This is a genomic window from Polaromonas vacuolata, assembly GCF_012584515.1.
GTDB lineage: Bacteria > Pseudomonadota > Gammaproteobacteria > Burkholderiales > Burkholderiaceae_C > Polaromonas > Polaromonas vacuolata.
The window spans coordinates 3,237,711-3,251,603 of record NZ_CP051461.1 but is presented as its reverse complement, the minus strand read 5'-3'; the positions used below and the strand labels follow the sequence as shown (position 1 = coordinate 3,251,603).

13 protein-coding genes are annotated in these 13,893 nt (G+C 53.1%); 4 read left to right on the top strand and 9 right to left on the bottom strand.

Annotation, left to right across the window (positions count from 1 at the left end; all coding sequences use genetic code 11):
• Positions 1-61: 61 nt before the first annotated feature.
• Genes HC248_RS14800 through HC248_RS14790 form a run of 3 tightly spaced genes read left to right on the top strand, consistent with a single transcriptional unit; the run spans position 62 to position 2,357 of the window.
• Positions 62-850: a TIGR04255 family protein gene (locus HC248_RS14800; protein ID WP_168923880.1), complete on the top strand. Its 789-nt coding sequence runs from the start codon at positions 62-64 to the stop codon at positions 848-850.
• A 16-nt stretch (positions 851-866) separates the two neighbouring features.
• Complete coding sequence (locus tag HC248_RS14795; protein WP_202882388.1) at positions 867-1,493, top strand: hypothetical protein; 627 nt, start codon at positions 867-869, stop codon at positions 1,491-1,493.
• Between the two features lie 9 nt (positions 1,494-1,502).
• The gene (locus tag HC248_RS14790; protein ID WP_168923148.1) at positions 1,503-2,357 is read left to right on the top strand and encodes a hypothetical protein; all 855 of its coding nucleotides are present in this window, start codon (positions 1,503-1,505) and stop codon (positions 2,355-2,357) included.
• 41 nt (positions 2,358-2,398) lie between these two features.
• Here HC248_RS14790 and HC248_RS14785 read toward each other — a convergent pair whose 3' ends face one another.
• The 8 genes from HC248_RS14785 to HC248_RS14750 form a co-directional block, all read right to left on the bottom strand.
• Positions 2,399-2,545 carry a hypothetical protein gene (locus HC248_RS14785; RefSeq protein ID WP_168923147.1) on the bottom strand — a complete coding sequence of 49 codons (147 nt, stop codon included), beginning with the start codon at positions 2,543-2,545 and terminating at the stop codon, positions 2,399-2,401.
• 154 nt (positions 2,546-2,699) lie between these two features.
• Positions 2,700-3,269, bottom strand: coding sequence for an SOUL family heme-binding protein (locus HC248_RS14780; protein ID WP_168923146.1), 570 nt, complete (start codon positions 3,267-3,269; stop codon positions 2,700-2,702).
• A gap of 381 nt (positions 3,270-3,650) precedes the next feature.
• Entirely contained in the window at positions 3,651-3,848 is a 198-nt protein-coding gene (locus tag HC248_RS14775) for a hypothetical protein (protein ID WP_168920682.1), read from the bottom strand.
• Between the two features lie 205 nt (positions 3,849-4,053).
• Entirely contained in the window at positions 4,054-7,227 is a 3,174-nt protein-coding gene (locus HC248_RS14770) for an efflux RND transporter permease subunit (protein ID WP_168923145.1), read from the bottom strand.
• Positions 7,224-8,894: an efflux RND transporter periplasmic adaptor subunit gene (locus tag HC248_RS14765; RefSeq protein WP_168923144.1), complete on the bottom strand. Its 1,671-nt coding sequence runs from the start codon at positions 8,892-8,894 to the stop codon at positions 7,224-7,226. The genes HC248_RS14770 and HC248_RS14765 overlap by 4 nt, the downstream gene beginning before the upstream one ends.
• Positions 8,891-10,264, bottom strand: coding sequence for a TolC family protein (locus HC248_RS14760; RefSeq protein ID WP_168923143.1), 1,374 nt, complete (start codon positions 10,262-10,264; stop codon positions 8,891-8,893). Before HC248_RS14760 ends, HC248_RS14765 begins: the two co-directional genes overlap by 4 nt.
• Positions 10,265-10,374: 110 nt before the next feature.
• Positions 10,375-10,719, bottom strand: a complete 345-nt coding sequence (locus HC248_RS14755) for a hypothetical protein (RefSeq protein WP_168923142.1) — start codon at positions 10,717-10,719, stop codon at positions 10,375-10,377.
• A gap of 282 nt (positions 10,720-11,001) precedes the next feature.
• On the bottom strand, positions 11,002-12,003 hold the full coding sequence (locus HC248_RS14750) for an AI-2E family transporter (RefSeq protein ID WP_420371990.1): 1,002 nt from the start codon (positions 12,001-12,003) through the stop codon (positions 11,002-11,004).
• A gap of 314 nt (positions 12,004-12,317) precedes the next feature.
• Between HC248_RS14750 and HC248_RS14745 the strand changes: the two genes are divergently transcribed.
• Complete coding sequence (locus HC248_RS14745) at positions 12,318-12,776, top strand: DUF411 domain-containing protein (protein WP_168923140.1); 459 nt, start codon at positions 12,318-12,320, stop codon at positions 12,774-12,776.
• Positions 12,777-12,815: 39 nt separating this feature from the next.
• Here HC248_RS14745 and HC248_RS14740 read toward each other — a convergent pair whose 3' ends face one another.
• Entirely contained in the window at positions 12,816-13,784 is a 969-nt protein-coding gene (locus HC248_RS14740) for an alpha/beta hydrolase family protein (protein ID WP_168923139.1), read from the bottom strand.
• Positions 13,785-13,893 lie beyond the last annotated feature (109 nt).

Here is a 13,893-nt window from a genome sequence, read left to right as displayed (position 1 = left end):
CCCTGTGACAACCGGGGCGATGACTTGCTAAGCGATTAACCAAAGGAGAGAACGCGTGAAAATGACCAAAGCGCCTGTTTACTACGCCCTAGCTCAAGCGCAGTTCAATCCTGTTGCCGCCATGGCAAAGTACGTCGATGAAATTCAAGACATTCTGCGTCGCGAGGGATATACCCTTTTCGAATCGCAAGAAATTACGCAGTTGCAATTCGCGGGGTTTGCAGGACAAGTGCCGACTAAGCCCGAATTAATGCAGGTGACCAATTGGATAATTTCAAAGTCCGATAGGACTGCTGGTTTTATTTTGAGTTCATCCTCTCTTGCTTTCCACACAACGCATTACGAAACTCGAAATGAGTTCTTGCCGGAACTAGTGCAAGGACTACAAGCTGTTCATAAGGTTGTTTCTTTAGAGCACATTGCGCGTTTGGGACTGCGCTACCTTGATGCAGTGATCCCCGGCGAAGGTGAGACCGTGTCGCAGTATTTGGCAGGTGGCCTACAAGGGGTATCGTTCGGTGCGAAGCAGCGCTACTCGATGAGCGAATCAGTATTTGAAACGGAAACGGGACCACTGGTGAAATCCGGGACTTTGGTTGCGCGTATATATTGTGCAACAGCTCTCTTGGGCTATCCGCCAGATCTGATTCCTCATGGACTGCAGCCTATGTCTCGCTTTCAGATAAACGATGTAGCCTCCCACGCCGTGATGGATGCCGATCATTTCGTCGAAGGCACAATGCCTATTGATTTTGAACAGATCAAACAACAGATGGCGTCGCTACACGCGGGAATTAAGCAGTCTTTCGAAGCGACAATTACGCCTCATGCCGAAGAAGTTTGGCGCTGATTAAGGGAGATTAGAAATGTATGCAAATTACCCCGTAGGTGTAAATCCGCTACAACCTTTGCGCAGCGCCGTACAGACCGCTTTTGTGGTGATGTTGGTGGGGACCGGCAGCGCTTACGGAATGGATCGCTCGGACACTTGGCTGCCTTACCTTAAACACCGGGTTCCGTTCATCCAGGAGACATGCGCACCTTCTGATAATTATGCTGAGCGTGTTGACGTTCGCACTCCTCTTGAGCATCTGGAGAATATTCGTACGGTACTGAATCCTGCTGTTTCAGATTTGGCATCGGTCTTTGATGTTTCGAGACAAGCTATTTACAAGTGGCTGTCGAACGATTCAAAACCAGAGCCTGAAAAACTTTATCGTATTCAGGCCTTAAGTTACATCGCAGATTCTTTCAAAGAGGCTGGCGTTGCCCGTGCTGGCAGCCTTCTGAAAATGAAGACCTTTGGTGGTCGTTCTCTCTTGGACATCGTGAAGGCCAGAGATGATTGGTGCGCGGCCGTGGATGTGTTGATTTCTGAGTCTCGTCGCATGGACCTTGCCTACGAGAGATCAGGTCTTGCCAAATCGAAGGCAAAGTCGACCTCGGACTGGCTGGCCTCTCAATCGATCCCCGCTTCGCGCGAAGATGTATAAGGGAAAACTATGCTCGGACGTGCAACGCTTTGGAGGCAGGGCAGCGTAATAGCCCAAGCTGAGGCCATCGCGGCCAGCTTATTCGATGAGGCATCTTCGAGTCTTAAACGGGCCATCGTCATCACGCACGACTGTGATTTATCGAATGACAAAGAGGCGAAACTCGAGGTAATGGTTGGGGATGTGGTCGACAAAAAAGACAAGCAGTATGCTCGCGCTCGCAATATTCGGCGTCTGCACTTGGCGTTCAACACGTCAGGTGGCGCCCAGCAGTTTCTTGAACTGCAAATAACGCCCAAGCAAACTATCTCCAAACAGTTTCTTGCAGGACGCGCCAAGCCAGACAGTGCTTGGGTGCTTCCTGACGACGAGAAGCGAGCTCTCAAACAATGGCTGGCTGCGCGGTATGCTCGCCCCGCATTTCCGAACGCTTTCGAAGCGCATCTACGGAAAACAGTCAGTAAAAAGCAAACCGTTGAAGATCAACTTGGCAAAGCGCTTGAAAAGATCAGCGCTCATTTGATCGGGGTGTTTTTTGACTTGGGCGAAAACCGTGCTGCTGAACTCACAAACGGAACACCTTACGACCTGAAGGTCACCGTTGTCTATGATGCCAGTGAAGGTGGCCAGCCGGCGAGATTGGCCGCTGAAGAAGGAGTCTGCGAGATTCGGGGAGTTTTCAAGGCAGCCTACGGCGATCCCGCGTTAGCGACGGAAATTGCTTTAGAAACTTGTGAAGCAGTGGCAGATACTTTCTTTCCGTTGTCTGACCTGCGAAAGGTCGATCAATGGCGTGCCCAATACATCAGTTTGCGCCAAGATCCTCCTGAGCCATTTTTAGCTTTCGGCGAATTGCCTGCGTAACGATAACCCCACCAAATTTCCTACAACATTCGCCGCCTCGATTAATGCCCCGGCAACAAGTGCGCGTAGTACATCGTCACCTTCGGATCGTGTTGGCCCAGCAGCATTTGCACCTTGTACAAGTTGCGCTCGGCATTGGGTGCTGCAAAGGCTGGGCGAATTAAGCGCAAGGACGTCGGCAGTGGCAAGAAGTTTGCAGAGTACGTTCCCTATTGGGGTTAATCAGCTACCTTTTTAATTTCTGTCTAAATGGCTGCTTATTCTGCAGTACTTGGCTGCAGCTTTTAAGCGGGGCCAGCGAACGCGCTTGCTTAGCTGATCGACCAACGTCGCCCCACCCCTTCAAGGCGCCAGCGCAATCTGGACTTCATTACGCCGCATAAACCAAGGCGTCCACGGCGGGTTGTAGCGTGCCAGTGCCGGCGGGCCGGCTGCTTGCAAAGCGTGTTTAGTCATGTAGGTGGTCAGTTCGGAGGTTTTTTCAGCGACATCGTCCTCATGCGCCAAACCGGAAAATGTGACGACTGCATAACGTGCTGGCGGCAGCTCCAGCAGTTGCACTTTGTCGTCATTTGGGATTGGTAATGTAGCCAAGGTGAAACCCGCTGGCATGGTGAACCTAACCGTCCAAACGTTGGCGCTATTTGGGACAGCTATTTGTGTGACCGGCGCGGTCATGGCAATGGTTTGGCTAGTTGATTTTGATTGCACGACTGGCGCTGTCATGTCTAGCTTTTGACGGCTTGTGTTGGCGCCAAAAATATAACCGGCGAGCAATTTAAATCCGGCACTTGAGGCTTCATCACGCGTACCGGTCACGCTCACTTGCGCGGCTAACAGCGCGGGGTAGCTGCGCACTTCAAAGTCACTTTCTTTCAAGCTGGCGGTGAATGAGGGCTCTTCAGTTGCCATGGCGAGTTCTCCTGAAAATAGGACTAAAAAAATGGTGCTTATATAAAAAATATGCTTTTTTGTCATCGTGCAAATTTCCGTCATTTAAGTTTGCAACATCTTAGTAGTCAGTACAAAAGTTTCTAACTGCAAGGGCAATATATTGATGGCGATGTAAGCAGATATTTTTAGGAAATCCACAGCTGAGCAATGATTTAGACGTGGGTATTTTTAGTTTGATAAATGAATATTAGGGCCGGTTTTAAAGGGGCAAAAATCGACTCCGTAAACACGTCTATGTCACGCAGAAAATATTTTGCAAACCTGCCGGCGCCACCAAAAAACCACGCCGCATAACGCGGTGTTAATTCGATGCGCAGTGCGTGGGGCGCTAAGTGGAAATTATTTTTTTTGATTGTCAAAAAACAAATACTTAATCAGTGCGCCCAAGCCAAGCACTAGCAACAGCAAGACCAGCAATCCGATGAGACCCATGCCCCACATCATGCCTCCGCTCATCATCTCTCCCATTCCGTTCATTCCATTCATCATTTTTTTATCCTCTGCTTTCTTGTGTTGCGCCTCACAAATGGACAGCATTGTGAAGCATTTATTTAAAGACTAACTTCATTGCCATAACCCATTTCACTTGGGCACTACCGTGATAGTTTTCAAGCAATACGTCGCAAGGACTAAGTGCTTGACTCGATTATTTTTTTTCTTATTGTTGAAAAAATTAGTTGATAAAAAGTCTATGAATACCGACGAAGACAGATAAAAACTATCTCCGTCGGCGAACAAAAATTTAGCGCGCAGAGATCTCACTCGCCGCGCTACGACGCGTCCAAGGCGCCCGTCTGCGTCCCGGTCTGCGCATCAATAAAAAGACCGCTGGAACCACAAACATAGACAGTAACGGGGCGGTAATCATGCCACCCACCATGGGTGCGGCGATGCGCTGCATGACTTCGCTTCCCGTGCCCGTTCCCCACATGATGGGTAATAAGCCCGCCAGAATCACCGCTACCGTCATGGCTTTGGGTCTGACCCGCAGCACAGCGCCTTCACGAATAGCGTCCAATAAATCCGCCTCGCTGGTCTTGTTTTGATTTAGCCTTTCGGTCCATGCTTGCTTGAGGTAGAGCAACATAATCACACCGAACTCTGCGGCCACACCGGCTAGCGCAATAAAGCCCACCACACCGGCAATCGACAAGTTGTAGTTCAGCAGATAAAGCAACCAAATACCACCTATCAAAGCGAAAGGCAGGGTAGCCATGATGAGCAGCGCATCGCCAAAGCTTTTGAAGGTAATGAAAAGCAAGACGAAAATAATCAGTAGCGTAAAAGGCACCACTAATTTGAGCTTGGCCGTTGCCCGCTCAAGAAACTCAAACTGCCCTGACCACGACACCGCGTAGCCGGGCGGAAGTTTTACTTTTGCGGCCACAGTGCTTTGCATCTCACGCACCGCCGAGCCCAGATCGCGACCACGAATGTCCACGTAGACATAACCGGCAAGTCTGGCGTTTTCGCTGCGCAGCATGGGCGGGCCATCCGTGATGCTTAGTTTGGCAACATCGGATAACACCAGTTGCTGGCCGCGTGCTGTGACTATGGGCAGCGTGCGCAGATTCGTTAATGAGTCCCGAATCTCACGCGGATAACGCACGTTAATTGGAAAGCGTTGTAAGCCTTCCACCGTCTCGCCAATATTGATGCCGCCTACTGCTGAGGCGATGATGGCTTGAACGTCGTTAATGTTCAGACCATAGCGCGCTGCTGCGTCGCGGTTGATATCCACATCGACATAACGCCCACCGGTTAGCCTTTCGGCAAACGCACTGCTCACGCCCGGCACGGTTTTAAGTGAACGCTCAATCTCACCCGTTAGTCGGTCTATGGTGGCGAGGTCGGGCCCCAAGACTTTCACGCCGACCGGACTTTTAATCCCCGTGGCCAACATGTCCAAGCGGTTGCGAATCGGCGGCACCCAGATGTTGGTAAGACCGGGTACGCGGACAATTTTGTCGAGCTCATCAACCAATTTGTCGGTAGTCATACCGGGCCGCCAAGTCTCCTTGGGGTTGAATTGGATGATGGTCTCTAACATCACCAGCGGTGCTGGGTCAGTCGCGGTCACAGCGCGTCCGGCTTTACCGTAAACGCTTTTGACTTCGGGCAGGCTTTTAATCAAGCGGTCAGTTTGTTGCAGTAATTGCGCTACTTTGCCGGCCGATAATCCCGGTAGGGCGGTAGGCATGTAGAGCAAATCGCCCTCGTCCAAAGGCGGCATGAATTCGCTACCGATATGTTGCAGCGGCCACAGACTTAGCCCCAACAACAACACCGACACACTGATGGTGGCTTTTGGAAACCGCAGCACGGCGTTAAGCATGGGCCGGTAAATAGCGATCAACCAACGGTTCAGCGGGTTGGCGGTTTCTTTCGGAATACGCCCACGAATCAAGTAGCCCATTAAGACCGGGACCAGCGTCACCGCCAAACCAGCGGCAGCTGCCATGGAGTAGGTTTTGGTAAAAGCTAACGGCGAAAACATTCGCCCTTCTTGCGCTTCTAGCGTGAACACCGGCACAAAAGACAAGGTGATGATGAGCAGTGAGAAAAACAGCGCAGGCCCAACTTCAGCCGCCGCATCGCCTATGACATGCCAGCGCGTCTCACCGCTGAGTTTTTCACCCGGGTGTTTGTGCTCCCAAGCTTCCAAGTGTTTATGCGCGTTTTCTATCATCACCACCGCCGCATCGACCATGGCGCCAATCGCGATAGCAATACCGCCTAAAGACATGATGTTGGCGTTAACGCCTTGGTGTTGCATGACGATAAACGCCATCAAAATACCTAGCGGCAAAGAGACGATGGCGACCAACGCCGAGCGCAAATGGAACAGAAAAATAGCGCACACCAAGGCCACGACTATGAACTCTTCAATCAGCTTATAGCTTAGATTGTCGATGGCTCGCTCTATCAGTCTAGACCGGTCGTAGACCGGCACAATCTCTACGCCCTTGGGCAGGCTTTGCTGCACGCTGGCCAATTTTGCTTTCACTGCTTGAATCGTTTCCAGCGCGTTCTTGCCAGAGCGCATGACGATCACGCCGCCAACGGCTTCACCCTCACCATCGAGCTCGCCTATGCCGCGGCGCATTTCTGGGCCGAGTTGAATTCGCGCCACATCGGCTAGCCGCACCGAAACACCGGCATCGGTTGTCATCAAAGGAATGGCGCGAAAGTCATCCAGTGTTTTTAAATAACCCGAGGCGCGCACCATGTATTCGGCCTCGCCCATCTCCAACACCGAGCCACCGGCTTCTTGGTTAGCGCTGCGAATCGCTTCTATGACTTTGCTTTGCGGGATGCGATAAGCGGCCAATTTGTCGGGGTCGAGCACGACTTGATACTGCCGCACCATGCCGCCTATGGTGGCGACCTCGGCGACGTTGGGCACGGTTTTTAATTCAAACTTTAAAAACCAATCTTGCAACGCACGCAGTTGTGAAATGTCTTGCGTGCCTGATTTATCGACCAGCGCGTATTGGAAAATCCAGCCAACGCCAGTAGCGTCCGGCCCCAAGGAAGAAACGGCGGTGGGCGGTAAGCGCGACTGCACTTGGTTTAAATATTCCAACACCCGGGAGCGCGCCCAGTACAAGTCCGTTCCATCTTCAAACAGCACGTAAACATAGCTGTCGCCAAAGAAGGAGTAACCCCGCACCACCTTAGCACCGGGCACTGACAGCATGGTGGTGGTGAGTGGATACGTCACCTGGTTTTCCACCAGTTGCGGCGCTTGGCCTGGCCAGCTGGTGCGTATGATGACTTGCACATCAGACAAGTCCGGCAGCGCATCGAGCGGCGTGCGCATGAGCGATATCACGCCCCAGATGGTGATGATTAAACTCGCCAATAAAACCAAGAAGCGATTAACAATCGACCAACGAATGAGCCGAGCAATCATTTCGCGACTCCCTTGGTACTGTCTGTTTTATTGCGCTGAATCTTCATGATCTGCGGACCATCATCTTCTGGCATACGAAACTCAATGTCGACGTCTTGACCGGCTGCAACCTTGGCGTCACCGCTACCCGGCATGAGCTTGAAATCCATAGTCATGGCCGGCCACTTGAGCGAGGCAATCGCGGGATGACTGAGCGTGAGCATGTCGCCTGTGACGGCTTCGATATGCGCTTTGGTTTTATGCATCTGTGTCATTGCAACGGGTGCGGCAGGTGCGGCGGGTGCTGTAGCGGTGTCAGCGTCTCGGTTTAAACGCGCTTCTACGCCTTTGAGGCTGGCTTCTGAATCAATTAAAAACTGGCCTGACATGACCACTTGTTGGCCCACTTTGACACCGCTTTTAATCTCAGTTTTCCCGTTCGCTTCAAGACCAATAACGACCTCAACTGGTCTGAATTTCCCACCTTCTTCCGCCAACATAATTAAGCTGCGTTTGCCAGTTTGTATGATGGCCTCGGTTGGCACTAGCACCGTCTTATCGGCTTTTAAAGGCGCAAAAGTCATCTGAACAAACATGCCAGGCACTAATCGCTTATCGGTGTTGGCGATTTCCATACGCGCTTTTAGTGTGCGTGTTTGTGGGTTCACGTCGGGCAGCAAAGCTTGCACACGCCCTTCAAAGCGCGCGTTAGGTAGTGCTGGACTTTTGGCCTCAACCCGCGTGCCCGTTTTGAGTTGTGCGACTTGGCTTTCTGGTACTTCTGCATTCGCCCAAACTGTGGCTGTGCCGTAAATACGCGCCAGCGTCATGCCTGGCATCACCGTCATTCCTTCGCGCGCCATCAGCTCGGTGACGACGCCGTCTATAGGGGCGCGAATAGTTACCCGGGCTTGCACCTTGCCGGTCGATTCCACCAAGCGAATCTGGCCATCATCCATTCCGGCCTGGCGCATGCGCGAGCGTGCGGCATCTTTTAACGGCGCTAAGTTGCTGCCCTGCATACGGCCTACGGCTAAAAAATCTTCTTGTGCGGCGACCCAATCGGGCACGTAAAGATCTAACAGTGCTTGGCCTTTACGCACGTTGTCAAAGGTCGCACGCACATGCAGTTTTTCGACAAAACCTATGGCTCTGGCTTGCACTGTGGCTTGGTCGCGCTCATTCCAGGCAATCACACCGACGGCCGATATCTCGGGCGTCAACACGCCTTCAGTGGCCGCTTCCGTGCGCAGGCCAATGTTTTGTTGAATCCGTGAGCTGACGGTCACGCTGCTGCCGTCTGCGCCGTCGCTGCCGGCATAAGAGGGCACTAGCATCATGTTCATGAAGGGCGATTTGCCAGGATCTTCAAAGTTTTTTCCCGGCACCATGGGGTCGTGGTAGAAAAGAATTTTTCGACCCGTCATCGGGTCAATCTCACCGGCTTTGAGCTTGTTTTCAATATGCCTTCGCGTCGCGGCTTCGCCTTCAGGAATGCCCCAATTCGACGGGTCAAGCATGGCTGTAGGTGCTGCTGCGTTGGCGGCGACATTGACGGAGGGATTAGCGCCCGCGTCGGCACTCGACATAGTCATACCCCGCTGCATACCCACGCGGTAAACGCCAAAGCCGGCAGCACCCAAAGCGCCCGCAGCGATCAAGCTAATTACAATTATTTTGAGTTTCATGGCTGTGCTCCTGGGCTGCTATTTGATTTCATTGCTGCTGTGTTTGATGCCGTAGAGTCTTCTGGCATCAAGTATTCAAGCTCTACCCAAAGGTCGGCGGTTTGCATTTCAATGCGCAGTTTTTCTAGGCGCGTGTCGACTTCACTTAAGCGCGCGTCAATCACGCTGGATAGGCTGGCCTTGCCGCCACTGTAGGCAGCTAGCGCGGCAGTGCTGCGGTCAATGCTCAGCGGTATTAAGTTGGCGTCGTACTCATTCATGCGCTCAACACCGCTGCGCCAGCTATCCAGCCAGCGTTGTACTTGGGCCCTGCGCGCGCGCGTCATTTCCTCGCGTTCGGCCCGGGCTTGTTCGACCTTGGCCAGCTTGGCTGCGAGTTCACGGTCTTGCCGATTGGCTTGATCCCATTGCAGCGGCACGCTGAGGACTACCGAGGCCATGTTGGAAAAAGACGGACCGCGCTGGCCGTACATCAGCGACACGCTCCAATCCGCCTGTTTGTCTTGCCGAGCCACTTCGGCAGCGGCCTTGGCTTGCGCCTCTTTTGAGATCAACACGGCGATATCGGGGTGTTGATCAAACCGCGCATCTGGCTTTGGAAGCGTCAAGCGGGTCTGCGAAATACTGGGTGGCGCGCCCAAGGATTCGGCGGCCACGTCGCCAATCCAGCGCGTCAGCAGGGTGCGGGCGTTGGTTAGTTGCGCTTGCGCTTGGCGAATACGATCGTCTAGTCGTGCAACTGCTGAGCGCGCTAAAAAGACGTCGGCTTGGCTGCCACGTCCCGCGCGATAGGCGGCGTCAGCCGAGGCTATTTGTAGCTTGGCTTCGGCGCGTTGCGCTGACAGTATGTCGACTAACTGTTGTTGAAAATAACGCTCGAACCAAGCCAGTGCGGTGTCGCGCCTGAGGTTGGCCAACTCCATTTCCCGCGCGGCGAGCGCCGTATCGGCTTGGCGCTCGAAACTCGCTGAGCGGGCGCGGCGCTTATCTTCTCGTGTGAAAGTCTGCGTCAGTCCGACTGAGCGCATGGTCATGAAGTCTTCGGTCAAGCTAAAGCGCTTAGCGCCATCAACCGGTAAGTTATCAACCGATAAACGCAGCATGGGGTCGGGCAAACGTCCTGCGGCAACCGCTTGCTCGCGCGCCGCTGTGGCCGCAGCGTCTTGTGCTGGCAAGGCTTGCGAGCGCTTTTGTGCGGCTTGCAAGGCCGCCTCTAGTGTCAGTGACGGCTGTCCTTGGGTCTGACCGGTCTGTGCCAACGCTGAAAAATCAGCAGCAAACAAGGTCGCGGCAAAGATTGCCGCAGTAGCGCTGCGCACGAATTTTTGGGGCACACCTAAGGGTGTCCAAGGGCGAATAAAAAAGGGCATTAGCTAAAGTCCAAATCAGTGGTGATGCGTTGTGGCTAGGCCATAACGCGCACGAATTGCGGTGACAGCCACGCAAAAGCGTAGCTGCAACAGCGCTGAGAAAAATGGAGTTAGCTAAGCAGCGGCGGTCGCCAGATGCTCGATTGGTCAGCCGACGGCATGAACAAAACGCCCGCCAACTGAGGAACAACGGCCAAAGGGCGGATATTTTTTGCGTCGAGCAATGCGTCTGCAAAAGTGCCCAGAGGAGCGCACGATTGAGCGGTCTTACATGTCTGACCGGTTTTTGCTGCCGTGTCTGCATCATTGCAACAGTCACTTATAGCGGCTGAGTGATCCATGACTATCACCTGCATTCCCTGCTCCATCGCGCAAAGCTGCTCGAATGTATGTGCATACGCCAGACCTTGGAAGGCCACAGCAAGACACAATAAGAGGGAAATAAACGCACGCATGAATGGATTCTAGCAACGAGTTTTTAGTCTGTTGGCGCTAGTGGGTGTTTGCGCAGACTTGGGCGGGCTTTTGCCGCTTGCAGATTCACTACAAAAGTCGTTATGTGATGCGGTAATTGAAGGCAGTGAAAACCAGTGTTTCGCCGAACAAACAGCACAGAGTTATTCCTCAGTCACGGGCATGACCCTGTGGATAAGCGCAGGGACAAGTGCTTAAAACGTTGTCAGTGCTGGCTTTCCAGACGGCGCTTAAAAAACAGGCAGTATGGGTGCGGATCAGCTTCACACCAGTTTTGTGACCTGAAGCTCCATCTTTGCATAGGCGTAGTAAAGGGGCGCAGACACTAGGCCCGGTAAGCCAAACACGGCCTCGCCGATGAACATCACCGCTAGCAACTCCCAGGCGGCGGTATTGGTTTGTTTGCCCAGTATCTTGGCGTTAATCAGGTATTCGGTTTTATGGATGATGATTAAAAACAGCAAACAGGCCAGACCCACAGCACCCGAGATAGAGACCCCGGCCAGCGAGATCACGACGTTGCAGATGAGGTTACCAACGATGGGAATGAGACCCGCAAAAAAGGTCAGCGCCACTAGTGGCCCTATGTAAGGCATCTGGACATCAAAGAGTGGCAATAGCACTAGCAAAAAGACAGAAGTCAGCGCGGCGTTAATCGCCGCTATCCAAAACTGGGCCAGAACGATGCGCCTAAACGCATCGATAAAACAAGCCGCCCGTTGGCGTATCGCTGCTCGCAGCGGCGCAATGGTGGGCTTTTTTAAGGTGCCCTTGATTAACGCGCCGACAATAATGCCCACATAGGCGAGAAAAAATCCATGTAAGCCAGCCGCGCCAGCGCCGGACAGTGCTTTGGCCTTGGAGCGCAGATAGTCGGCTAACCACAACTGTGCATCGATTAATTCCTCCGGCAGATGAACTGCCAAGTCAGCTGGCAGCTTGTCGCGAATCTCCAGCACTGTGGCGGCGAGCTGGTGCAACAAGGCTTGATACTGTCCTAGCAAGCCAAACACCATGCCTCTGGCATTGGCCAGCAGCAACCCCAGCCCTATCAGCGGCAAAAATATGACGATGGCGGCGGCTAATTTTGGCCCGAGCTTTGGGCCTCTGAGTCGATTTTCCCCGGTCAGCGCGTTGGCCATTAAAAAGCCCGCGCAAGCGGCCAGCAGGCCGGGCAGTAGCCCATAGACGAGAGAGCCTAGGCAGAGCAAAACCACTAGCGCGTAGCTTGCAAACTGTGTGCTGGTTTTAGTATTTATTGGCAATGGCATCGGTCGGCAAAGATAATGTTCATCGCTGCATTTTCCCTGCTGCCGGTTGACTACTGACTTGGAACGGCAAAATTAATCCAAATTTTTTGATTTAATTTGTTTCCCAATCTGTTTTGGCGCCAGCTTTTATTTTGATTTGCGCTGCGTGAGGCCCTCAAAACAAAGGGCGATAAAGCCCTGTGATAGCATGAAAAAATGAAAATTCTTAGCTCATCGCAGTCTACGCAAAGCGTCGTTACAGGCTTTCTTACAAACGATTTTTTGGTGCTAAACAATGCGCTGCAACTCGCTAACACGGCAGAGTTGTCATGAAGCGCCGCTCACTTTTAGGTCTGTCTTTGCTGCCTTTGCTGCAAGCCATGCCGGCACTCGCTGCAACGGCTGTAGAGGTTTATAAAACACCTTCTTGCGGCTGCTGCGTCAATTGGGTCAAGCATCTGTCTGCGGCTGGGTTTACGGTGCATGTCAACGACGTTGACGACACCGGCCCGATTCGCCAAAAGTTAGGCATGCCAGAGCAGTTTGCTGGCTGCCACACGGCAACCGTCGGTCGCTATGTGATCGAAGGCCATGTGCCGGCGGCAGACATCCGAAAGTTATTGGCCACAAAATCTGCCGCCCTAGGCTTGTCGGTTCCCGGCATGGTGATTGGCTCGCCCGGCATGGAGATGGGTTCGCGTCAAGAGCCGTATTCGGTTTTACTGGTGCAGCGCTCAGGCCAGAGCAGTGTTTTCTCGGCTTATAACCAGCCGCGCAAAGACACTTAAAACACGCTAAAAATCAAGACCTCGACGTCAGCGCTTGATTTATCTGACGGTTTTCAAGGGCTTGACTATCTCACCCACGCTATCACCCACGCTATCAGGCAAGCTGCCTTCTCTTAGCCAAGCTAAGGCAATAGGCCATAGCGTAGGTTCAAAGCGGCTGTGAAAAAAAGCGAAATGGCCTATCTCTTTAAGCCCCAAGGATTCAGGCGCGACGCGCAAATGCGTGGATGCGCTGCTATCAAAGCAGCGTAGCAATCTTTGCACTGCGGCGACGGTGCCAAATTCATCGTCCGTCACGCTTAGCGCCAGTGTCGGGCAGCGAAGGGCGGTGAACTGCGCGATGATCCCGCGTCTGTCGGCGCTAGAAAGAACCCTGGCACCTGACTTATAGGTATCTTCAAACCGCGCTGCTCGTGCCGTCCAGTCTTGCACCACGCCGCGCGGCGTGTCTTCCATCCAACCCAAACGTTTGGCCGGAAAGTAGCCTAGCAAAGCCGTCACCAGCGGCATAAAAACATGCCATTTGAGCAGCAAGCGCAGTCGCTGTTTGGCCGGGTAATCACGCCAGTAAGCATGTTGCGCACCCATGCTGAAGACCCGAGTGATGTTGGCGTTGGACGCAGCCAAACCAATCAACATCCCGCCCACACTGTGACCGACTACTTGCACCGGTTGGCCGGGAAAGTCGCTGGCTGCGTACTGCAACACGGCTTGAAAATCGAGCTGGCCCCAGTCCAGCCAGCCGGCCTGAAAACCCCGCAGCGACGCTGGCTTGGACAGGCCTATGCCGCGGTAGTCATAGCAAATGACATCAAAACCATTGCGGTGCAAATAGGCTGCGAAACGGCTGTAATAAGTGCAAAGCACTGAGGTGGCGGGGTTGATGACGATGACCGGGCGTGCGGTCTGAGGTGTGTCTGTAAGGTGGCGCCAGCACAAGCCTTTGAGGGGGTAGCCGTCTTGCGCCGTGATGGCCAATGGCAGAGGTTTTTCTTGGCACAAATCCATTGAATGAAAACGCTCCCGGTAAAGGTTTGGGGTATTTGCCAGGATTGAAAAACCGCTGATTTATCTTAAGCATAAGCGACTAACGCAGCCGCGCTTGAGCGACTTGAAA

What these genes read in the sequence shown, in the direction of transcription:
- HC248_RS14795 (WP_202882388.1), top strand. Translation starts at nt 867, where the DNA reads ATGTATGCAAATTACCCCGTAGGTGTAAATCCGCTACAACCTTTGCGC.
- HC248_RS14745 (WP_168923140.1), top strand. Translation starts at nt 12,318, where the DNA reads ATGAAGCGCCGCTCACTTTTAGGTCTGTCTTTGCTGCCTTTGCTGCAA.
- HC248_RS14770 (WP_168923145.1), bottom strand. Translation starts at nt 7,227, where the DNA reads ATGATTGCTCGGCTCATTCGTTGGTCGATTGTTAATCGCTTCTTGGTT.
- HC248_RS14765 (WP_168923144.1), bottom strand. Translation starts at nt 8,894, where the DNA reads ATGAAACTCAAAATAATTGTAATTAGCTTGATCGCTGCGGGCGCTTTG.
- HC248_RS14760 (WP_168923143.1), bottom strand. Translation starts at nt 10,264, where the DNA reads ATGCCCTTTTTTATTCGCCCTTGGACACCCTTAGGTGTGCCCCAAAAA.
- HC248_RS14780 (WP_168923146.1), bottom strand. Translation starts at nt 3,269, where the DNA reads ATGGCAACTGAAGAGCCCTCATTCACCGCCAGCTTGAAAGAAAGTGAC.
- HC248_RS14775 (WP_168920682.1), bottom strand. Translation starts at nt 3,848, where the DNA reads ATGCTGTCCATTTGTGAGGCGCAACACAAGAAAGCAGAGGATAAAAAA.
- HC248_RS14800 (WP_168923880.1), top strand. Translation starts at nt 62, where the DNA reads ATGACCAAAGCGCCTGTTTACTACGCCCTAGCTCAAGCGCAGTTCAAT.
- HC248_RS14755 (WP_168923142.1), bottom strand. Translation starts at nt 10,719, where the DNA reads ATGCGTGCGTTTATTTCCCTCTTATTGTGTCTTGCTGTGGCCTTCCAA.
- HC248_RS14740 (WP_168923139.1), bottom strand. Translation starts at nt 13,784, where the DNA reads ATGGATTTGTGCCAAGAAAAACCTCTGCCATTGGCCATCACGGCGCAA.
- HC248_RS14790 (WP_168923148.1), top strand. Translation starts at nt 1,503, where the DNA reads ATGCTCGGACGTGCAACGCTTTGGAGGCAGGGCAGCGTAATAGCCCAA.